This window comes from Streptacidiphilus sp. MAP12-16, from assembly GCF_041262165.1.
GTDB lineage: Bacteria > Actinomycetota > Actinomycetes > Streptomycetales > Streptomycetaceae > Streptacidiphilus.
This window is the reverse complement of record NZ_JBGCBY010000037.1, coordinates 1-21,390: the sequence shown is the minus strand read 5'-3', so window position 1 is coordinate 21,390 and position 21,390 is coordinate 1. Positions and strand designations below refer to the sequence as shown.

The 21,390-nt window shown below is 68.4% G+C and carries 19 protein-coding genes; 8 read left to right on the top strand and 11 right to left on the bottom strand.

Annotation, left to right across the window (positions count from 1 at the left end; genetic code table 11):
* Positions 1–260 precede the first annotated feature (260 nt).
* A complete protein-coding gene (locus ABIA33_RS33640; RefSeq protein WP_370087117.1) occupies positions 261–407 on the top strand; it encodes a hypothetical protein in 147 nt (48 codons plus the stop codon).
* A 23-nt stretch (positions 408–430) separates the two neighbouring features.
* Here ABIA33_RS33640 and ABIA33_RS33635 read toward each other — a convergent pair whose 3' ends face one another.
* The gene (locus ABIA33_RS33635; RefSeq protein ID WP_370087115.1) at positions 431–1,090 is read right to left on the bottom strand and encodes a DUF4232 domain-containing protein; all 660 of its coding nucleotides are present in this window, start codon (positions 1,088–1,090) and stop codon (positions 431–433) included.
* A gap of 660 nt (positions 1,091–1,750) precedes the next feature.
* Here ABIA33_RS33635 and ABIA33_RS33630 point away from each other — a divergent pair.
* The 3 genes from ABIA33_RS33630 to ABIA33_RS33620 all read left to right on the top strand — a co-directional run bounded on the left by ABIA33_RS33630 (position 1,751) and on the right by ABIA33_RS33620 (position 4,805).
* A complete protein-coding gene (locus tag ABIA33_RS33630; RefSeq protein ID WP_370087113.1) occupies positions 1,751–2,515 on the top strand; it encodes an alpha/beta hydrolase in 765 nt (254 codons plus the stop codon).
* A 121-nt stretch (positions 2,516–2,636) separates the two neighbouring features.
* A complete protein-coding gene (locus tag ABIA33_RS33625) occupies positions 2,637–3,257 on the top strand; it encodes an L-threonylcarbamoyladenylate synthase (protein ID WP_370087111.1) in 621 nt (206 codons plus the stop codon).
* Positions 3,258–3,611: 354 nt separating this feature from the next.
* Entirely contained in the window at positions 3,612–4,805 is a 1,194-nt protein-coding gene (locus ABIA33_RS33620) for a metallophosphoesterase (RefSeq protein ID WP_370087222.1), read from the top strand.
* Between the two features lie 133 nt (positions 4,806–4,938).
* Here ABIA33_RS33620 and ABIA33_RS33615 read toward each other — a convergent pair whose 3' ends face one another.
* The 3 genes from ABIA33_RS33615 to ABIA33_RS33605 form a co-directional block, all read right to left on the bottom strand.
* Positions 4,939–5,757, bottom strand: a complete 819-nt coding sequence (locus ABIA33_RS33615) for a carbohydrate ABC transporter permease (protein ID WP_370087109.1) — start codon at positions 5,755–5,757, stop codon at positions 4,939–4,941.
* Positions 5,757–6,734, bottom strand: a complete 978-nt coding sequence (locus ABIA33_RS33610) for a carbohydrate ABC transporter permease (protein ID WP_370087106.1) — start codon at positions 6,732–6,734, stop codon at positions 5,757–5,759. The genes ABIA33_RS33615 and ABIA33_RS33610 overlap by 1 nt, the downstream gene beginning before the upstream one ends.
* A 107-nt stretch (positions 6,735–6,841) precedes the next feature.
* Entirely contained in the window at positions 6,842–8,092 is a 1,251-nt protein-coding gene (locus tag ABIA33_RS33605) for an extracellular solute-binding protein (protein ID WP_370087103.1), read from the bottom strand.
* Between the two features lie 419 nt (positions 8,093–8,511).
* Here ABIA33_RS33605 and ABIA33_RS33600 point away from each other — a divergent pair, with 419 nt between their 5' ends.
* Positions 8,512–10,569, top strand: coding sequence for a TIM-barrel domain-containing protein (locus ABIA33_RS33600; RefSeq protein ID WP_370087101.1), 2,058 nt, complete (start codon positions 8,512–8,514; stop codon positions 10,567–10,569).
* Between the two features lie 39 nt (positions 10,570–10,608).
* Complete coding sequence (locus ABIA33_RS33595; protein ID WP_370087099.1) at positions 10,609–11,622, top strand: LacI family DNA-binding transcriptional regulator; 1,014 nt, start codon at positions 10,609–10,611, stop codon at positions 11,620–11,622.
* A 163-nt stretch (positions 11,623–11,785) separates the two neighbouring features.
* Here ABIA33_RS33595 and ABIA33_RS33590 read toward each other — a convergent pair whose 3' ends face one another.
* The 7 genes from ABIA33_RS33590 to ABIA33_RS33560 all read right to left on the bottom strand — a co-directional run bounded on the left by ABIA33_RS33590 (position 11,786) and on the right by ABIA33_RS33560 (position 19,107).
* Entirely contained in the window at positions 11,786–12,739 is a 954-nt protein-coding gene (locus ABIA33_RS33590; RefSeq protein ID WP_370087096.1) for a GNAT family N-acetyltransferase, read from the bottom strand.
* Positions 12,740–12,948: 209 nt separating this feature from the next.
* Positions 12,949–15,216: a hypothetical protein gene (locus ABIA33_RS33585; protein ID WP_370087094.1), complete on the bottom strand. Its 2,268-nt coding sequence runs from the start codon at positions 15,214–15,216 to the stop codon at positions 12,949–12,951.
* Between the two features lie 281 nt (positions 15,217–15,497).
* Positions 15,498–15,761 (bottom strand): hypothetical protein, encoded by a 264-nt coding sequence (locus ABIA33_RS33580; RefSeq protein ID WP_370087092.1) that lies wholly within the window; start codon positions 15,759–15,761, stop codon positions 15,498–15,500.
* A gap of 140 nt (positions 15,762–15,901) precedes the next feature.
* A complete protein-coding gene (locus ABIA33_RS33575) occupies positions 15,902–16,801 on the bottom strand; it encodes an SDR family oxidoreductase (protein WP_370087090.1) in 900 nt (299 codons plus the stop codon).
* Between the two features lie 77 nt (positions 16,802–16,878).
* Complete coding sequence (locus ABIA33_RS33570; RefSeq protein ID WP_370087088.1) at positions 16,879–17,616, bottom strand: SDR family oxidoreductase; 738 nt, start codon at positions 17,614–17,616, stop codon at positions 16,879–16,881.
* A 111-nt stretch (positions 17,617–17,727) separates the two neighbouring features.
* Complete coding sequence (locus ABIA33_RS33565; protein WP_370087086.1) at positions 17,728–18,426, bottom strand: TetR/AcrR family transcriptional regulator; 699 nt, start codon at positions 18,424–18,426, stop codon at positions 17,728–17,730.
* Between the two features lie 465 nt (positions 18,427–18,891).
* Positions 18,892–19,107, bottom strand: coding sequence for a helix-turn-helix domain-containing protein (locus ABIA33_RS33560; RefSeq protein ID WP_370087083.1), 216 nt, complete (start codon positions 19,105–19,107; stop codon positions 18,892–18,894).
* A gap of 359 nt (positions 19,108–19,466) precedes the next feature.
* Here ABIA33_RS33560 and ABIA33_RS33555 point away from each other — a divergent pair, with 359 nt between their 5' ends.
* A complete protein-coding gene (locus ABIA33_RS33555) occupies positions 19,467–20,429 on the top strand; it encodes a thaumatin family protein (RefSeq protein WP_370087081.1) in 963 nt (320 codons plus the stop codon).
* A 534-nt stretch (positions 20,430–20,963) separates the two neighbouring features.
* On the top strand, positions 20,964–21,390 hold a 427-nt coding region (locus ABIA33_RS33550), incomplete at its 3' end, for an ATP-binding protein (RefSeq protein WP_370087079.1).

Here is a 21,390-nt window from a genome sequence, read left to right as displayed (position 1 = left end):
TCGGGTAGCGCCAGCTTGTGCTCTCGGCGATCTCGTCCCAGTCGAACCGGTCCGTGCCGGAGTCCGGCAGCGGCGGCGGAACCATGTCGCGATAGCGGCCGTCGATGTCGGGGGCCGGCGGCGGCATCAGGTCGATCAGGGCGGCAACACTTGCGTGGACCATGATCGGAGCGTAGTCGTGCAGGTGGTAACAGAGGGTTGTCCGAGGGCGCGCTCCCGGACGGTTCCGCCACGGTTCACGCTGTGTTCCGTGGAGCCTCGTGTCCCGCCCGGCCCCGAGGTTCACGACCTGCTGGCGGATGCGCTGGGGCCTGCGCGGATTCGAGGTCCGCCATCGTCGCGGCGGCTGCGACGAGGAGTTGGGGCTGGGTCAGCGCGAGCGGATCTCTGTGGACGTCCAAGGGTGAGATCCCCTCGGGCTACCCGACCGTCAGGAGCTGTAGGTCGTGGTCGGCTCGACGTAGGTGACGGGGTGGGTGGCGCCGCTCTGGTCCAGGACGGACTGGTAGCCCCAGGTCATGCTGTAGGAGTGGGTCTCGTTCGGCGGGGTGATCAGCATCGACTTGGCCTTGAACTCCATGCCGCTGCCGCTGGAGTAGGGCATGTAGTCGATCACGAAGGCCGCGGTGGCGCCGGGAGCCAGTGTCACCGTGGAGACGGAGGCCGTCTTGCGCTGCAGCGGCCAGCGGTTGCCGTTGCTCGCGACCAGATCCACCCCAGGGTAGCCGCGCAGATCGCAGGAGGCGGAGCCCTTGTTCGTGAGCACTATCGTGACGGCGCCAGGGCTTCCGACGACCTGGGCACCGCTGTCGTGGCCCGTCGAGAAGCCGAGATTGGCAGTGTGGCAGGCGTTGGTGAGGGCGACGGTGGTGCCCGTACCGCCGCTGCCCGTCGAGCCGCCTGTGCTTGCCGTACCGCCCGTGCTGCCAGAGGTCGTGGTCGTACCGGACGGCGTGCTACCGGAGCTGATGGTGGTGCTTGGGCTGCTGCCGGTGGCGCCGGTCGTGCTGGCGTTGGCGCCGCAGGCGGTCAGCGCGAGACCCGCCGCGAGGGCGGCGGCGGACATCATCGAGATCCGGGTGATATGCATGGGGTGCTCCTGGGTGAAGTGCTGCAGCCTGCTTTACAAATCAACATCACGCAGGATCACGCCGCCCAGTTCGCACACCTGTGTCACAGGCGTGTCACACGGGATCACACGGGATCCATGCCCTCGCGGCCCAGGAGGAGGACTTCCTGTCCGCCGCCGACGGAGGGGGCCGCTTGGTCGCTCTGGCGAGCCTGCAGCCACTCGACCAGCCCGACCAACCGCACAATCCCCTCACGTGCGGTCGTTGGCACATCCCCGGACTGATACCCCTTCATGAGTGCATTCTGGCTCCCACATTGAGTTGGAACGCGGGTCCCAGGACCAGCGCCAGGACCCAGCCGAGGCCGGCCTGGTCTCGATCAGCTGCCCCGAACTCCTCCGGTTGCTACGACAGTTGATCCTCCTGGCCCCGCGACGCGACCTTCCGCACCTCCTGTACCAGGGCCCGTCTGGAGTGGTGATCACGTGGCGGGGAAAAGGGTTGGGCGGGATGATGCTCGGGCTGGTAGCTTGCCGTTTGACCGTGACACCGCCCGAGGAGGTGAGACCCATGAACGCTGTATCGATGTGGGTGCTCCCCCTTCCCGTCACGGCCGGGCGGTTGACGTAGGTGTCGCCGGGAGCGCCTCGACAACAAGGCCCTCCCGAAAGGCAACACCTATGGACTCTCTACAGTTCACAGCCGAGTCGTCGTCGAACGGCATGGTCGAACGCGACTTCACCGTGGGCGACGTCCCCGGCGTACTCTGGTCGCCGGCTTCCGGCGCCGATCGCGCGCCCGTGGTCCTGCTGGGCCACGGCGGCGGCAACCACAAGAAGTCACCCGCGATGGCGGGCCGGGCACAGCGCCTCGTGACCGGATGTGGCTTCCACGTCGCCGTCATCGACGCGCCCGGTCACGGCGACCGGCCGCGCACGGCGCACGACGAGCAGGAAATCGCCGTGATGCAGCGGGCGATGGCGGCGGGCGAGCCGGTCGGCCCGATCGTCGTCCGTTACAACGCCCACCTGGCGGAGCTCGCCGTGCCCGAGTGGCAGGCGACGCTGGACGCCCTCCAGGAGCTTCCGGAGATCGGCGCCGATGGGCCGGTCGGCTACTTCGGCATCAATATGGGCACCGCAATCGGGGTTCCGCTTGTGGCGATCGAACCCCGGATCACGGCCGCGGTCTTCGGTCAGCACTGGCCCGATGTCCTGGCCGAGAAGGCGAAGCAGATCACCATCCCGATCGAGTTCGCCATGCAGTGGGACGACGAGCACATCCCGCGCGAGGCGGGTCTCGCGCTGTTCGACGCCTTCGCCTCGAAGGAGAAGACGTTGCATGCCAACGCGGGCAGGCACAAGGATCTGCCCAGGTTCGAGGCCGACAGCGCGGTCCGGTTCTTCGCCCGACACCTCGGCCGAGGGGTCACCTCGCCGGCCTGACGTGCGCGGTTGCGGCGTCCGGCCGGCCGGCCGGGCGCCGCGACCGCGGCTCCAATGGCCTGTGGTGGCGCCGGCTCCGTGGCGTCGGGGCATCCGGCACGCGATCCCGTAGGCTCGGCGGATGGCGAAGTACTTCGACGTGCACCCTGTGAATCCTCAGCGACGCACCATCGGCAACGTGGCTGACATCGTCCGGTCCGGCGCGCTCGTCGCGTATCCGACGGACTCGTGTTTCGCGCTGGGGTGCCAGCTGGGCAATCGTGACGGTATCGACCGGATCCGGTCGATCCGGAACCTCGATGATCGTCACCACTTCACCCTGGTGTGCCAGAACTTCGCGCAACTGGGTCAGTTCGTGCATGTTGACAACAGAGTGTTCCGCGCGATCAAGGCAGCAACGCCCGGCAGCTACACCTTCATCCTCCCTGCGACGACAGAGGTGCCGCGACAACTGCTGCACCCGAAGAAGAAGACGGTAGGGGTCCGAATTCCTGACCACGTTGTCACTCAGGCCCTGCTCGCCGAGCTCGGTGAGCCGCTGCTCTCCAGCACCCTGCTCATGCCCGGCGAGGACGAGCCGATGACGCACGGCTGGGAGATCAAGGAGCGGCTCGACCATGTGGTGGACGCAGTGCTCGACTCGGGTGACTGCGGCACCGAGCCGACGACGGTCATCGACTTCTCCAGTGGCGAAGCCGAAATCGTACGCCGAGGGGCGGGCGACACGGCGCGGTTCGAGTAGGGCCTGCCGGCCGATCAGGTGATCACTTCATGTCCCAGTCGTCAATGTGGGCAAGGAAGTGATCTGAGAGCTGCCGAAGGAGGACGGCCGTAGCCGTTCCTCCTACTCGGTCGGCACGACGACAGCGATGCGGTGCCTGCCGACAACCTCATCCTGTGCCCCGTGCAGGTTGCCGGCCCCGTATGCCGGATGATGGGAATCGGCTGGACAGCGGATGTGAGGGGCAGCGCAGTGACTGACAACGAATCCCACTGGTCGGAGCCGGTCGCGCGGTCGTCCCGCGTGGGCGGACCGGAAACCGTCGTGCTCGGACACTCGTCCGAGGCCGATCTTTCGGTCGACACCCAGGCCGGCATCCCGGTCGACGCCAGGTCGTCCTCGGTGACGAACGGCGGAGGCGCCGTGCGGGCCCTGCGCCGGTCGCTGGGCGGGTTCGTCGTCCTCGCCGTGCTCGTCTCCCTGTTCTTCCTGCCCTGGTGGACGCTGTTCTCCTCCAACACCGACTGGCCGTTCCCGGTGTCGCTGGTCGGCACGGTGCTCTTCGCCGCTGCCCTGCTCGCCTTCCCGGTGCTGATGGTCATGGGGCACGGGCGCAGGCGGCTGGACCGGGCGGCGCGCATCGCCGACACCACCCTCGGGGTGGCCTGGGTGTTGTTTGCCTGGTCGGCCCTGAGCGGCCTGCTGCGGCTGGTCCTGATCGCTCTCGGCGTCGGCGACCCGGCTCGGTCCAGGATCGTGGCGGTCGTGGTCGCGCTGGTCGCGGCCGGACTGCTGGCCTGGGGACACAGGGAGGCCATGCGCCTGCCCCGGGTGGCGCGGTTGGACGTCACCGTCCCGCGGCTCGGACGCGGCCTGGACGGGACGCGGGTCGTCGTGCTGGCCGACACCCACTACGGACCGATCGACCGGGCCGGATGGTCGGCGCGGGTCGCCGAGGCGGTCAACGAACTGGACGCCGACGTCGTCTGCCACGCGGGCGACATCGCCGACGGTACCCTGGACCAGCGCCGAGGGCAGGCCGCGCCGCTCGGGACGATGCGGTCACGGCTGGCGAAGGTGTACGTCACCGGGAACCACGAGTACTTCGGCGAAGCCCAGGGGTGGCTGGACCACATGGCGGAGCTGGGGTGGGAGCCGCTGCACAACCGTCACGTCGTGGTCGACCGGGGCGGGGACAGTCTCGTGCTCGCAGGTGTGGATGACGTGACGGCGGCGTCCTCCGGGCTGGCCGGACACCGTGCGAACCTGGTCGGCGCGCTGGCGGGGGCCGACCCGGATCTGCCGGTCCTGCTCGTCGCCCACCAGCCCAAGTACGTCGCACAGGCCGCGAGCGCCGGGATCGACCTGCAGATCTCCGGACACACCCACGGTGGGCAGATCTGGCCGTTCAACTACCTCGTCCGGATCGATCAGCCGGTGGTGCACGGCCTGAGCCGGCACGGAGAGCGGACCCAGCTCTACACGAGCCGGGGCACCGGCTTCTGGGGTCCTCCCTTCCGGATCTTCGCGCCGAGCGAGATCACGCTGCTCACCCTGCGGTCGGCGTAGCGGACGGCCGACCGTGTGTGTGTCGAGAACCGGCTGTTCCGGTGGGATGGCCGTGGTGGTGTCCAGGTCGGGTGGTGCGGGCTCGGTGCCGTCAACGACGCTCACCACAGTGCGGCGTGCCCTCGGCCACGAGCTATTTCACGGCGCCACCGGTGATGCCGGAGGCGATGAAGCGTTGGGCCAGGACGAGCAGGACGGTGGAGGGGAGGCAGGCCAGGACTGCGCTGGCCATGACCGGGCTCCACTGCTCGGTCTGGGAACCGAGGTACTGGTAGATGCCCAGCGTGATCGGGGTGACCGAGCCGGAGGACGTCAGCGTCAGGGCGAACAGGAAGTCGCTCCAGGCGAACAGGAAGCTGAACAGGGCAGCGGTGATGATGCCGTTGCGGCAGATCGGTATGACCACCGACCAGAAGGTGCGCAGTGTTCCTGCCCCGTCGACGCGTGCGGCCTCGATGATCTCGCTGGGGACGTTGGCCATGAAGGAGCGCATCAGCAGGATGGAGAAGGGAATGCCGAGGGATGCGTCGGCGAGGATCAGTCCGGGCAGCGAGTTGAGCAGGTGAAGGGTGTTGTAGGTGCCGTAGAGGGCGTTGGCGATGACGATGCCGGGGATCATCTGCGTGACCAGTGTCGCGATGATGATCCATCCCCGTCCCGGGAGCCGGAACTTCGCCAGCGCGTAGGCCGCAGGGGTGGCGACCGCGACGGCGACAGCGGTGGCGCCCAGCGCCAGGAGCAGGCTGACCAGCAGGTGCCCGCCCTGGTCCGTCAGCGCCTGACGGTAGCCGGACAGGCTCGGGCGCCAGGGGAACCAGGTGGTGGTGAACGACGTCGCGTCGCTCTGTAGGGACGCGTTGACCATCCAGTACACCGGGAACAGGAGCACGGCGAGGATCAGCAGCGCCAGGACCGTGGAGCACCGGCCACGCGTGGTCGACGGGGTGTTCATCACTCTCCCTCCGTGAGGATCGCCTGGCGGTTGAAGCGCAGGTAGACCAGTGCGAACACCAGGGAGACCAGGATCAGGACGTTGCCCATGGCCGCACCTTGGCCGAACAGGAATGTCTTGAACGACAGCTGGTAGGACTCCACGGCCAGGGTCTGGCTGGAGTTCGCAGGCCCGCCTCCGGTGACGACCAGGATGATGTCGATGACCTTGACGGTGTAGATGAATCCGAGGACCACCACCACGGTGACCACGGGCCGCAGCAGCGGCCAGGTGATGTAGCGGAAGCGGCTCCACGGGCCCACGCCGTCCAGGGCGGCGGCTTCGTAGAGTTCGGGCGGGATCTCCTTGAGGCCGCTGTAGAGGATCACCAGATTGAACGGGATGCCGACCCAGATGTTGACCAGGGTGACCGAGAACAGTGCGACGCTGACGCTGGACAACCAGGGCACCCCGCCTGCAGGGGCCACGTGCAGGCCCTCCAGGATCTTGTTGACGACGCCGGTGTCCTGACCGAGCATCCACCGCCATACGGTGGCGGAGGCGACCATCGGCAGCAACCAGGGCAACAGCAGCAGCGCGCGGACCAGGCCGTTCAGCGGGAAGCGGCGGTTGAAGAACAGCGCCAGTGCCATCCCGATCACGAACTGCCCCAGCATCGAGGCGACCGTGAACAGTGCGGTGTTGAGCACCAGCTTCCCGAACAGCCCGGAGGTGAAGATCGCCTGGTAGTTGGACCATCCGGCGAAGGGGGCCTGCCCGGTGAACAGGCTGGCGGTGCTGTAGTCCTGGAAGCCCATCACCAGGTTCTTGACGATCGGGAAGCCGAAGAACGCGACCAGGTACAGCATGGCGGGCGCCAGGAACAGCCACTGCGCCAGCCGCTCGCGGCGGCGGTGTCGGCGAGGACCGTCGGCCGGCCCTCTGGCCCGCGTGGACGCGGCCGGCTTGGCGCCGGGAATCGACGAGACCTGGGTCATCCTGCTGTTCCTCCGCCGTCGTGGGGTGCGCGAGCCGGGCCGGTGGCTTGTGCGCGCTGCGCGAAGCTCCCGGGCCGGCCCCGAGCCGGGTGGGGCGTCGAGCTGTGTCAGCCCTTGGTCGCCGAGGCCTGAGCGGTGGTCAGCGCTTGCTGCGGACTGGCCGCGCCGGTCAGCGCCGACTGCATCGCGGTCTCAAGCGCGGTAGCGATGGTCGGGTACTTCGTGCCCACCTCCGACGTACGCGACAGGGCGGTGGAGACCTCGGCCACGAACGGCGCCAGTGCTGGATTGTCCTTCGCGACCTGGGCAGCGGCCGACTGCAACGACGGCACGTAGCCGGCCGCCTTGGCGAGCGCGACCTGGTTGGCGCTGGTGTTCATGCACGCCAGCACCTTCGCGGCGGCCTTCTCCTTCGCCGAGGTGGTCACCGGTACGGTCCACACCTCCCCGCCCAGCGGCACCTTGACGCTGGTGCCCGTCGTGGGAACGGGGATCGAGGCGACTCCGTAGTGCAGAGTCTTCGCGGCGTCCAGGGTCGGGAACTGCCACGGCCCGTTGATCATCATGGCGGTCTTGCCGGCGATGAACTGGTCGTTCACATCGCTCTGCGCCCACGTCACCACCGACTTGGACATCGAACCGCTCTTGACCAGGCCACTGACCAGTTGCAGCGACTGGACCGAGGGCGCCGCGTCCAGGTGCTGCAGGTCCCCGCCGTTGGACCAGAAGAAGGGAAGGTACTGCCAGGCCCCCTCGCCGTCGTTGTCCGCCGACATCGCGAAGCCGTAGTGCCGAGGGGTCGTCAGCTTCGCCGCGTCCGCGGTCAGTTCGGCCCACGTGGCGGGAGGCGTGATGCCCGCTGCGCCCAGGATGTCCTTGTTGTAGAACAGGGCGATCGAGTTCACTCCCGGGGCCAGGCCGTACACCTTGCTCTGGTAGCTGCCGGCGGACAGGATCGAGGGGTAGAAGCCGGACAGGTCCACTCCCGCGGTGTCGAGCGGGACCAGCGCACCGGTCTGGGCGATCTGCTGCAGGTTCGGGTTGTCCAGCATCAACAGGTCCGACAGCGTGTGCGAGGACAACTGCTGGAGCACCTTGGGCATCAGCTGGGGGTTGGCCACGCTCACGTGCGTGACCTTCACCCCGCTGTCGGCCGCGCAGCTCGCCAGGATCGATCCCACCGCGCTGTGCATCGGCTCGGAGGTGTAGTAGTCCGTCGCGGTGAGCGTGAGCGGACCGGCGGGCGCGCTGCTGGTGGCCGGGCCGGAGCCGCAGGCACTGGCCGTCAGGGCCACGCCGGCGGCCATGGTCAGCGCCAGGCTTCGGCGCGGAGATCTTGTGGCACTCCTGGTGTTCATAACTGCCTTCCCTTGCATGTGGGGCACTGCTGGAGGGTTCGAACAGGTCGCGAGCGGTTCGCGCTGAGCCGGTGCCGATGGGGGATCCGGTTGCGCGCGGCCCTGGGGCGGCCGGTTCGGCTCCTGCCCTGGCGGTTCGGGGTTGCTCGCTCAACTCTTCGCGGAAACGTTTCGACGTATCGAAGCGCGAGCCGGGAGGGTTGTCAATGGGAGGTTTCGTTTCCGTGACTCGCTCGTAACCGCACTTCGTCTATCTCCACTTGCTGAAGAGCGCACTTGACGTGATGGCCGGCGGTGAGGGAGGGTCCGGTGCTCAGGCCCGACTAGCTCTAGCGATCATCGAAACAATTCGATTACCATCCGGGCGGGCGGAACTGTGGCATCTCGGTGCCCGGGTCCATGAACAGGGAGGACGGGGCATGAGTGCGTTTCGGGAAGTCGACGGCGGTCTCGAGTGGCGCAACAGCGAGCAGTTCGTTCGGATCGAGCCCTGGGGCGCCGACAGCGTGCGGGTCCGCTCGGGGGTCGGCGTCCTGCTGGAGGACCTGCCCGGTGCGCTGCTGGCACCGCCGCCCGGTGCGCGCCCGGTCGTCGAGCTGCCGCCCCCTGGTTCGGTGATCCGTTCGGCCGAGGCGTCCATCGGCGCCGCCGTCGGGATCCAGGGGCCGCCCGCGCTGCTGCGGCATGGCGACCTGCGGGTCGAGGTCACCCCGGCCGGTGTGATCCGGTTCCTGGACGCGCAGGGAGAGGAGCTCCTCGCCGAGCGCCCCGCTCACTTCTGGTGGCCGGGCGCACGCAACTTCAGCCCGCTGGGCGCCGGCCGCTACCGCATCGAGCAACTCTTCGCGGCCTACGAGGACGAGCGGATCTACGGACTGGGGCAACACCAGCACGGGCTGCTCGATCAGAAGGGCGCCGTGATCGACCTGGTCCAGCGCAACACCGAAGTCAGCATTCCGTTCCTGCTCTCCAGCCGTGGCTACGGCCTGCTGTGGAACAATCCCGCCGTAGGAGCCGTCGAACTGGCCACCAGCGGCACCCGCTGGATCGCGCACCAGGCCCGGCAGATCGACTACTGGTTCACCACCGCACCCACCCCGGCCCGGATCCTGGGCCACTACGCCGACGCGACCGGCCACAGTCCGGTCCTGCCCGAGTGGGCCACCGGATTCTGGCAGTCCAAACTGCGTTACCGCACCCAGGAGGAACTGCTCACCGTCGCCCGCGAGCACCACCGCCGCGGCCTCCCGCTGTCGGTGATCGTGGCCGACTTCTACCACTGGCCCAGCCTCGGGGACTGGCGCTTCGACGAAACAGACTGGCCCGACCCCAAGCAGATGGTCGCCGAACTCGACGCCATGGGCGTCAAACTGATGGTCTCGGTATGGCCCTCGGTCAACCCCGCCAGCGAGAACTGGGCGGAACTGAGCGAACGAGGGCTCCTCATAGGCACTGAGTCCGGGCTGCCCACCCACACCCGGTTCATCGACAAACCCTCACCGGCCCCCATCCCGGTGGCCTTCTACGACGCGACCAACCCGCAGGCACGCGAGTTCCTCTGGGACACGATCAAGCGCAACTACGCCGACCTGGGCATCAACGTCTTCTGGCTGGACGCCTGCGAACCCGAGATGGTGCCCCTGCACCACGCCAACCTGCGCTTCTGGGCCGGAAACGGCGCCGAGGTCGCCAACCTCTACCCCCGCGAGCACGCCCGTGCCTTCTGGGAGGGCCTGACCGCCGACGCGGACCCGGACCACGACGGAATGAGCTTCTCGCGATCGGCCTGGGCCGGCAGCCAGCGCTACGGCGCCGCACTGTGGTCCGGCGACATCGGCGTGGATTTCGCCACCCTGCGCCACCAGATCACCGCAGGACTCAACACCGCCCTGTCCGGACTGCCCTGGTGGTGTGCCGACATCGGCGGCTTCCACGGCGGCGACCCCGCGGACCCCGCCTACCAGGAGGTGATGATCCGCTGGTTCCAGTTCGGCGCGTTCAGCCCCCTGTTCCGCATGCACGGCGACCGCGCTCCGCGCACACCGCTCGGTCGCGACATCACCGGGGGGCCCAACGAGGTCTGGTCCTACGGCGAGCGCGCCTACGACATCATGACCAGCTACCTCGCCCTGCGCGAACGGCTGCGCCCCTACCTGCAGCAGCAGATGGAAACCGCCGCCCGCACCGGCCTCGCACCCATGCGCGCCCTGTTCCTGGAGTTCCCGCAGGACCCCCGGGCCTGGGAGATCACCGACCAGTTCCTGTTGGGACCCGACCTTCTGGTCGCCCCGGTGCTGGAGGCGGGCGCTGACAGCCGCCAGGTCTATCTGCCGGAGGGCGCCGGCTGGACCTGTGCCTGGACCGGCCGGCCTCTCGCCGGCGGCCGGACCCACCAGTGCCCGGCTCCGCTGGAGCGCATCCCGTTGTTCCTGCGCGACGACGCCAGGCTCCCGATCCTGGCCGCCGAACCCAGGTAGACGGGTAAAGTCAATGGTCACTCACACGATGGAGGCGCAGTGCCGGTAAGGCTGGTCGATGTGGCGCGGCGGGCCGGGGTCTCGCCCAGCACGGTGTCCTACGTGCTGAGCGGCAACCGGCCCATTTCCGCCGAGACACGCCGCCGAGTCGAGGAGAGCATCGCCGAACTCGGCTTCCGCCCGCACGCCGGTGCCCGCTCGATCCGACGGCAGAGCACCAACGTCGTCGCCATGGTGCTGCCGATGCTCGCCGACGGGCAGAGCAGCGTCCAGATGCAGTTCGTCTTCGCCGTCCTGCACGCGGCCCGTGCACAAGGGTTCAACCTGCTGCTGCTGACCGCCGAGGACGGCGTCGCCGAAATCAACAACGTCGTCAACAGCGCCATGGTCGACGGCGTCATCGTCATGGAGATCCAGGTCAACGACCCCCGGGTTCCGGTGCTACGGGCCCTGGACCGGCCCGCGGTCCTCATCGGCACGCCGGACGACGCCGAAGACCTGGTCCACGTCGACTTCGACTTCGCCGCCGCCGGTGCCATGTGCGTACAGCACCTTCACGACCTGGGCCACCGCCACATCGGCATGCTCGCCCAACCCGCCGACACCTTCACCCGTCAGGCCGGCTTCGCACTGCGCGCCCGCGACGGCGTCCTGCAGGAGCTGACGGAACGGGGGCTGAAGCCGACCTGGATCCCGGCGCAGCCCAACCCAGCCGGGGTGGCCGAGGCCATCGAGGAACTCTTCGGGCAGGACCCGGAGCTGTCGGCTCTGATCGTCTACAACGAGCTCGCCCTGCCCTTCGTCCTGGACCGCCTGCGCCAGCTCGGCCGACGCGTGCCCGGTGACATGTCCGTCGTCGCGATCTGCCCCGACGACCAGGCCCAACACCTGGTCCCTGCCGTCTCGGACGTCGCCCTGCCCACCACCGAGCTCGGACGCCTCGCCTTCGAACGTCTCGTCGGACTCATCACCGGTACGGACCAGCCCGTGTCCACCCTGCTGGAACCGCACCTCAACCGACGCGGCAGCGCAGGCCCGCCGCTGCGCCGCTAGGCTCTGTCCGGCTGTCGCCGGAGGCGTTGACGCCACAGCAAGGCGCTGGGCCGGTGAGTGTGCTGATCCGCACCCTGACCGGCCCTGCTCCGGGGCACGGTCTGGTATCAAGCAACCTTTGCCCGTTGTGATGTGACGGGCCGTCCGGGTGGTGCCCCAGTCCTCAGTCCGCGGTCTTGGTCTTGATGAGCGGCGCGTCCCGCGAGAGCTCCCGGAACCCGAGGCTGTAGTACAGCCCGCGCGCCTGGGGATGCCCCGGCGCACCCAGGCAGACGACCGTCGCATGAGTGGCCCCGGCCGCCCGCGCCAGATGCATCCCGTGCAGAAGCATCGCCCTTCCCAGCCCGAGCCGCCGGTAGTCCGGATGCGTTCCGACCGGCTCGAACTCGACGGTCTTGTTCGCTTCGTCGAGCCACATGATCGTCGAGGCTGCCATCGTTCCGTCCGGCGCCTCCACCAGGACGTGCAGGTCGCCGCGGTAGGCCGCCGTTTGTCGGACGCCCTGGTAGCTTTCGGCCGTGTACGCAGAGGGAGCCCAGGCGTCCACATGGGCCCGGACCGCGGCCTCCGGTCCGGCCTCGTCGGCGGTGCGGAACCGGAAACCGTCCGGCAGTACCGGCTGTTCCACATCGGTGAGGTCCCGCTGGTTGAGCTGGGTCCAGTCGCCGGTGTCGCCGAGTGACTCCACGTCGGTCTCATAGCCGTGGGCCGCCCATCGCTTCAGTGCGAACTCATCGGCGGCCGACGGCAACACAGTGCGCTCGAGGCCGGCCGCCACACCGTCGTACCAGTCGATCACTTCGTCGACCAGTTCGGCGCAGTCGGGATGGACCTGATACGCCAGAAAGGCGCCGGTGACGTCCTTCACCGACCCGTCACTGCGCCTCACCTGGCGCGGAAGACAGGCCCAGCCCCACGCCACCACATCGTCACCGGAGAACCACAGCCGACGCGGCCAGGCTGTGCCGTAGGCGGCGTGCCCATGGCCCCAGATCCAGGCCAGCTCCCCGTATGACGCGTCGGCGCTGACCAGGTCTGGGCGGGTGGCAGTGACGCGCTGTGCCAGACCCTGCATGAGCTCCACGTCCGCGGCGGTCACTAGCTCGAAGTCCGTCATGGTGCGCCACTGTGCCAGGACTCCGCAAAGCCGTCGAACCGTTTTCCGGCGCCGCCGATCGCGGTAACCAACAGCGCAACGAAGCGCGTGGTCGTGGCGGCGGAGCCGATGGCAGTCCGGGCAGCCAGGTCCGTCGACGACGCCGGCCGACTGCGGACATCGACCGACGCGTGTCACGATCTAGAGGGCGAACGACGCCTCCTGCGAAGCTAGTTGGTGGTGACGTCGGCGCTGTCGAGTGCGGCGTTGAAGCCGCTGCTGCTGGGGTTGTGGTTCCCGGTGACCCTGATGTGCAGGGTGTGCGTGCCCGAGGCAAGACTTGAGCTGGTCCAAACGGTGCCCGAGGCGTTGCGGGTGGGGCTGTAGTCGTCGACGACTGTCTCGGTACCGCCGTCCAGGGAGACTGCGATCATCTCCTGGTCGACGTCGCGCACGGCATGCAGCGCGACCTTGTTCCCGGTGAAGGTGAAGGTCGCGGTGGATCCGGCGGTCTGGCTCCAGTTGGCAGTGCCCGCGTACATGTCGGAGATGCCGGTGGCCAGGCCCCATCCCGTGCTGTAGGAGAACTGGTTGACTCCGGTGCCGGTGGTGTTGGCGTCGACGGTCACAGTCGTGCCCGAGGGCTGCGCCTGCAGAATGTCCGCGCTGTCGAGGGCAATGGTGCTGCCGCTGCTGTTCGCATTGCGGTTGCCGGTGGCGGTGACGGTCAGGGTGTGCGAGCCACTCGCCAGGACCGGGCTGGTCCACACGATCCCCGAGGCGTTGCGGGTGGCCGCGTAGTCGTCGAGGGTCACCGGGGCGGAGCCGTCCACCGAGACGGTCATCGTGCCCTGGTCGGTGTCGCGCACCGCGTGCAGTGCGACCTGGCTGCCCTGGAACTGGAACTGCGCGGTGGAACCGGCGGTCTGGGTCCAGTTAGCGGTGCCGGCGTACATGTCGCTGATGCCGTTGGCCACGCCCCAGCCCGAGCTGTAGGAGAACTGATCGGTGCCGGCGCCGGTGCTGTTGGCATCGACGGTGGTGGTGGCGACCGGGGGAGGGGTGGGGGCAACTCCGTTGGGCGACAGGGTGATGGTGTAGGCGTCGGTCCCGGAGACCACGTTCACCGGGACGCTGATGCTGCCGTTGCTCGGGGTCAGTGCCGTGTCCGTCACTGTGATGGGAGTGACCAGTTGGCTCTGGTCGGGGATGCGCTGGACCGTGACGTGCACGGTGCCGCCGGACAACAGCCAGGGCGTGGCGGACAGCCCGTTGACGGTGACAGTGGTCGTGCCGCTCTGCCCCGAGTTGTTGCCGAGCAGGGCAGCGGCCCGCCCCCTGCTTTGGTCCTTCGTCGCGAAGACGGCCATGGCGCCGCTGTTGGTGGCGGCCACCCGGTTACCGGTGAGCTGGGCATAGGCCTGGTAGACCCACCACTGCCCGGAGGGCTGCTGGCTGCTGCCGGTGCCGGTCAGCAGGGAGTCCAGCGTGCCGGCACCGCAGCAGTCGCTCCAGATGGCATGGGCGGCGGCGGAGACCCCGGAGACGGCGAGGCGGTCCAGGAACCAGGCGGAGTAGGCGGAGTTCTGCTGCTGGGAGAACAGGTACTCGTTGATCGTCAGCGGGATCGCCGGGATGCTGTGTGCGGCCATCAGGCTGTTCGCGTCTGCGGCGTCGGCGGCCGGGTCGGTGCCGAAGTGCCAGTTGAGGACATTGGGCAGGGTGCCGTCGGCCTTGGTCTGGGCGAGCCAGGAGTCCAGCCAGCTGTGGTTGTAGCCACTGTAGGAGGGGCCCACGACCGAGGCCGACGGAACCAGGCGGCGGATCTCACGCACCGCGGCGTCCCACATCTGGTAGTACTGCGCACTGTTGACGCCGCGTTGCCAGAAGCCGGTGCCATCGGGCTCGTTCCAGATGTCGTAGCTCACCTTGACGCCCGACACCTGGACGTCGCTGACGACCTGGTCGATGAAGGCGGTCCAGTTGGCGCAGTTCCCGTTGTCGCACGGGTAGGCGGTGTTGGCCGGCTGGGTCGTGTCCGCGCCGAACAGGTCCGACACCAGCAGGTGGTAGGACGCGCCGTACGGAGCCGCCGTCACCCTCTTCGCCTGGGACAGCGCCGCACTGATGCGGGCACGGTAGCCCGCACCCGCTGTGTAGCCGTCGCCGATCCACCCGCCACCGGAGATGCGGGCACCACCGCCCCGGAACAGGGCCGGCTGCAATGGCTGCAGCAGGGAGTCCGCCGGACCCGAACCATCCTGAGTCAGGCCGTACAGGAAACCGGCTCCGGCGTGCGTGGGAGCCGCGCCGGACTGGGACAGGTCGATGGCGACGGTGGTGTCCGCCGCGCTGGCGTGCGCCGGTGCGGCCAGGAAGGTGCACGCCAGCGCGGAGACGGCGAGCAAGGAGAGCACGGCGGAGCGAAGGCGTCCGGCACGGCGGCAGGGCTGCGTCGTGAGCGGGGGCGCGGGTGGGGCGCTGGAGCGATTCATCATTCCCTCCCAGGGGTGGGTAGGCGGGGATGGGGCGACTCTGCGACTTGGCGTGGCGAGGGTGGCGAGGGTTGCGAAAAGAGCACCCCGTCTGTCAGCCCATCGTAGAAACGTTTCGACGAATCAAAGCGCGAGCCCATGCGGCTGTCAATCGTGCAGGCTGTAACAAATGCTGGCCTGCTCAGCTATCCTCATCCTGGTTTCGGCGGGGCAAGTGGGCTGGCCTGGAGCAAGCTGGTCAAAGGCTTTCCAGTCTGTCGGTTCCCAGCTGGGTCATGCTTTGGTCATCGAATTGTCGAAATGATTCGACGAGTGGGCTCGAAGGCGTCCCTGCCGCACTTCTTGCCCGCGAGCTCGTCGACCAGCAGGTTCGGGCCGGTGCCCTGCCCGGCTGGTCCGCATTGCCCCTGCTGCGCCAGATCGCCGACCTGGTCGGCGGTCAGATCCCGTGTGCGGATGCCGAAGAGCCGGCCGCCGCGTTCTCCCGCGCCGCCCTGCCGTCCCGCGCCAAGGCGTGATGCCGCGGATTGGTAGCCCCAGCCCGCCAAGTACCCCCACCACGTAGTGGTCCCCGCGGGCTGCGCGCCCGCCGGGCGGCCCCACCCCGCGTCGATGGGTCGACCGGGGCGCAGATGCGGCGTGTGCGGGGCAGCCGGACTCTCCGGCTGCCCCGCACCGTGGGGTGTCGCTACGCGGTCACCGGCTGTGGGGTGAGCAGGTCGGCGAGGTCGACGCGGGTGAGGAACTCGCGGCGGATGCGGTCGGCGACGTTGGAGACCTCCTCCGAGCCGTCGTTGGCCGGGTCGATGTGTACCCGGTAGGGGCGCTGCCCCGAGGGGAGGGCGACGATGCGGGTGATCTCGTCGGAGACCAAGGACGCGTCCGCACCCTCAGGTGCCAGTGCGGCGAGCTTCTCGGCGACCTGGTCCATCAGGCCGGTGTACTTCTTCTCGTATTCCGCCTCGACCGCGTGGTCGGCGGGCCGGCCGGAGTGAGCGAAGTGGTTGGTGCCGCTGGTGAACGAGCCGGGCACCACGATGGAGGTCTCCACGCCCCAGCGGGCGAGCTCGGCGGCGTAGCTGACGGCCAGGGAGTCCATCGCGGCCTTGGCAGCGAAGTAGGGGGCCAGGTACGGCGGGGTTCCGCCCTTGACGCTCGTGCTGGACACCCAGATCACCAGGCCGTTGCCTGCCGTGCGCATGTGGTGCAGCGCGGCACGGTTGACCCGCTGGGTGGAGAGGACGTTCACGTCGTACAGCTCGGCGAGTTGTTCAGGGGTGAACGCCTCGGCGGGGCCGGTGACCATGTGGCCGGCGTTGTGGATGAGGACGTCGATGCGGCCGTGCTCGGCGATGACGTGGCTGATCGCGGTGTCGACGGAGTCCTGGGAGTTGACATCGAGTTCGATCGAGCGCAGGTCGACGCCGTGGTCCTTGCTGTAGTCGGCGGCGGCCTGGACCTGGGGCGCGTTGCGGGTGGTGGTGTGGCGCATACCGGCGTAGACGGTGTTGCCCGCGTCTGCCAGGGCGCGGGCGGTGAGAGCGCCGAAGCCGCTGGAGGCGCCGGTGATCACGACGATGTTGTTCATGGTCTTCTCCTTGCACATGGTGTGGTTGCCCGTGGGTTCCGGGGCGTCGGCGATGGCTCGGAACGGGGAAGGGGTGCTCAGGCGAGACCGCCGTTGGCGAACAGGACCTGGCCGTTGATCCATCGGGCCGGACCGGCGAGGAAGGCGACGGTTTCGGAGATGTCCTGCGGCGTTCCCAGGCGCTCGAGCGGTGCGGCCTTGGACAGGTTGTCGATCGTGGTCTGGTCCTTGCCCTCGAGGAACAACGGCGTGGCGGTCGGGCCGGGGGCCACCGCGTTGACGGTGATGTCCTTGCCCCGCAGCTCACGGGCCAGCACCAGGGTCATGCCCTCGACTGCGCTCTTGCTGGCCGCGTAGGCGCCGTAGGTCGGGAACTGGAGGCGGGTGACCGAGGTGGAGAAGTTGATGATCGCGCCGCCGGGGCGGACCCGTCGGGCGGCCTGCTGGGAGACCACGAAGGTGCCGCGGATGTTGGTGCGGTGCATCCGGTCGAGGTCGTCCAAGTTCAGCGTCGCGATGGGCGAGAGCACCATGATGCCGGCGGTGTTCACGACCACGTCGACGCCGCCGAACTGCTGCTCGACCGTCTCGAACGCTGCGGACATCTCGTTTTCGTCGGCGACGTCGCCGGCGACGGCGATCGCCTTGCCGCCCGCTGCGGTGATCGCGGCGACGGTCTCCTCGGCCTTGGCCTTGTTCCCGGCGTAGTGCACGCCGATCGCCATGCCGTCCTTGGCCAGGCGCTCTGCGACTGCGCGGCCGATGCCGCCGGAGCCGCCGGTGATCAGGGCCACGCGGGTGAAGTTGTGCGTCATGTCATGTCCTTCGGGTGAGTTTCAGAAGTGGGTGCTGCGTTGTGGAGCGCCCTGTTCGGGCCGCCCGTGTGCCAGGGGCATGGATGCCCCTGGCACACCAGAGAAAAGGCATCAGTGCGATGCGGCGGACGCGATGATCTGCGTCAGCCACTGCCCGAGCAGTGCTGCTTCGGGAGGCGTGAAGGTCTGAGGAGTGAGCTCGTCCAGTGAGGACAGCAGCGTGGTGGCGGCTATGGCGCGCGGGGCGTGCACTGCGGTGCCCGTTGCGGGGTCGACCAGGATCGCCTGGTGGATGGCATCCCTGACCAGGGTGGACAGGCTGGTGTCCGGATAGAGCCTGGGGCGGGTGATCAACGCGAGTGCGACGCCCGTGTTGGCCGTCATGACCATGCGCGCTGCCACGTCGGGCGTGACCCGCAGTCGCCCCTGGACGGCGAGGCGTTCAAGGACGTCCCGCAGGATGCGCAGGGCCTCCTCGGCGGCCTCCGGCATCGAGCGCAGCGCCGGCGCGAACATCAGCTTGTAGGCGTTGGGGTGCTCCAGTGCGAATGCCGTGTGGCTGTCCCAGCCTGTCCGGAGATCCTCCAGTGGGTCCTCGGATTTTTCGGCAGCCCTCTTGCTGCCCAGGTACTGGTCCCAGACGTAGTCGACTGTGGCCGCCAGCAGGCCATCCTTGTCGCCGAACAGCCGGTAGAGCACCGGCTGCTGCACGCCGGCCGCCTCGCACACGGCGCGGGTGGACACGTCGCCGCTCGGTGACTGCGCGATCAGGGCCGCCGTCGCCTCGATTATCCGCGATCTCGTATTCATGACATCAACGATAACACCGCTTCGTAGCGATGACAACATCTTCATGTTACTGACGAAAACAGCGGGAGGCCCGCCTGTGCAGCCTCAGGCCTCGACCTCTGGGAGCGGGGGGGTGAAGCAGATCGAGGGGGATCGCGTTCCAGCCCGTCGCCGAGACCTCTGGCTGCCCGCAGGTGGCCGATCGGCCGGGTCGGGACTGTGCGGGCAGGACAAGGCCCGCTCGGCGGGCGCCAACGCACCCGCCTTCCCCACCCACCGCGACACCTTCGACCTAGCTGCCGGTCGAGAGCCCCCGGCGGCTCACGTGGCCTCGGGTTCAACGAGCGCCGCCACCGCCGCCGCCGCGTGGCGGCTGGCGGCGAGCCGGGCATCGTGATGACCGTTCAGGCTAGATGCACCAGACATGCGAGCCCTGGACCCGGAAGACCCGAGCCGCAGTTCTCGTCCTGGGTATGGCCACGGCTTTCACTCCCCGGCTGGGGCCCGGAGTTGGCCGCTGCGGCTGCGAAAGGTCACACCGGACTCCGCCAACAGCATGTGGGCCGCTCCGTAGCTGCGCCCGATCTCGGTGGCGACCGTGCGCACGGACGCGCCGCCCTCGTAGGAATTCCGTGCGCGGGCGGCAAGTTCGGCTCGTGCGCTGCCGCTGACTTTGGACCTCTTCGGAACCGGCTGGTTCATGACGCGTTTCTCCCCCGGTGCGGGACGGTGATGACTGCCGATCATGACGCAGCAGCGCGCCCCGGACCACCCCTATCTCCCCACCATCGTCGATGCCCTGGCCGCCGCCTGTACACCCCCAGTTACTGGAGCGCGGACTGCGACCCCCTTGGCTACCTGGGCACCCCGCGGGACCGTCGACGACGTGCAACGGATGGGTCAGGGGCGGCCTTGATCCGCCGCTTTCGGTTTTTTCGCGAGATTTACGTTGTCGGGCGACTCCACCACCGTCTCCGATCCAGGGACGCCGACAGTGGCGAGTACCAGGAAGGCACGTCATGGCACGAAGGCAGCATCGGGCAAGGTCCGCACGAGGATGGTTGGCAGCCCTCACAGCAGCCGCGACGGCGTTCGTGATCATCTACTGGGCGACCTCTCCCGCTGGGTCCGTCAGCCCGCAGTCAGCGGCCCAGGCGGCCGGCGCCACTGGTTCTGCCCGCTCTGCCTCAGCCGGTCCCGCGGCGTCTGGTCCCGCCGCGTCGCCTGTTGCGACCGCGACGCCCAAGCCACGGCCTTCCATCCCCTCAAGCCCCACGGCTGCCGCGGGCAAGCAGAAGTCCGGGACGGCAGCCGGTGGCGCGGCGGGGGCGTCCGGGCAGGCGGCGCTGACAGGCAGCCAGCGAAGGATCACGCTGGTCAACCGCACCCAGCAAACGATCTGGGCCATTGTCACCAATACCTCGGCGTATCCCAGCGGCCGGAAACTCCTGCCCGGGCAGAGCACCTCGCTCGCCGTGGCCAATACCTGGGGCGGACGTATCTGGGGCCGTACCGGCTGCAGCACCGACGGTCAGGGGCAGTGCCTGACCGGAGACTGCACCACCCAGTGCTCAGGGCCGGTGACCCCCACGACGCTGGGCGAGTTCACCTTCAACGCCTTCGACAACATGGACTTCTACGATGTCAGCATGGTAGACGGCGCCAACCTGCCGATGTACATCAACGTCTCCCACACCGTCACCTCCGACCCCGTGAGCGCATCGGGCTGCTACAAGGGCAGCTGCACCGCACCGGTCAACTGCCCCAGTGCCATGCAGGCCGTGTCCGGCGGCCAGACCATCGGCTGCAAGCCGCCCTGCGCCGCATTCGGAGGGGACACCTACTGCTGCCGCGGCACCTGGGCCGGGCGGAACAACTGCGTACCGTCGAAGTGGCCGGTCGACTACACCCAGGTCTTCAAGAAGGCCGAGCCGTACGCCTACTCCTACGCATTCGACGACTCGGCGACGATGGCCTGCAAGGCGCAGTGCTACTACAAGGTCACCTTCGGAACCACCGGGTAGTCCTGCACTGGAAAGCCCCTTCAGCAAGCCGGCATCGGTTCGCACGACTTTGCTTTGAGTGCGTTCCGATGGTGTTGATGCTGAGACGGGCACGGCTCGGTCGTCCGAACTCAACCGGCCAAAGTGGGTCACCTTCAACCGCTGCCGACACGCGTTCCCGGGATACCCGATAGACCAAATCGGGTATCCCATTCGTGCCCGCCAGTCCCCACTCTTTATCATCCGCTTGACGGATTTAACCTGCTCGCCACTTTGTCTCGATAAGGTACGGCGTAGCGGGAAGGAATGCCGACCACGGCGCTACGGAGTGGAAGGTACGGGTGGGTGGCGTCAAGCCTCGCGGTGGGTTTCCGACGCGGTCTGATCTGGCTTATGACCGCATTTTCCGTGATCATCCGCTGTGAGGCATGCATTCTGCTGCGGCAAGAGGACGGAACCATTTTCCCGGGGGAATCCTCCGTATTTTGGCGTCGTCCTCGTCCTATCGGAAGCGGCGTGGGTGGAATCCATGGCCCGAAGCGAGGAGTACACCCTATGACGGCCCGAACCGATCTCGTCGAGCGTGACGAGGAATTGCTTCGGTTGGCCCAGCTCACGGCCGGCTCCCTGCGTAGTGCGGGTGCTGTTGGTTTGGTCATCGGCCCGGTGGCGAGCGGGAAGTCGGAACTGTTGCGTGTCCTGTGCGAGGACGCGGGCAAGGCCGGTGTGACCGTGTTGCGGGCGGTGGGATCGCAGGCCGAGCACCGGACGCCGTTGAGCATCGTGGGCCAGTTGCTGCAGCAGGCGCCCTTCGCAGCTGCGCGTCACCGGGAGGTCCAGCGCCTGGTCGAGCACGGGGTCCGGACCGCCCAGCAGACCGCGGTGATCGCCGCACCCGGACAAGAACCGTGGCCACTGCCCACCGACCTGGTCGGCGCCCTGTGCGCGACCGTGTTCGAACTCGCCGAGGGCCAACCGCTGC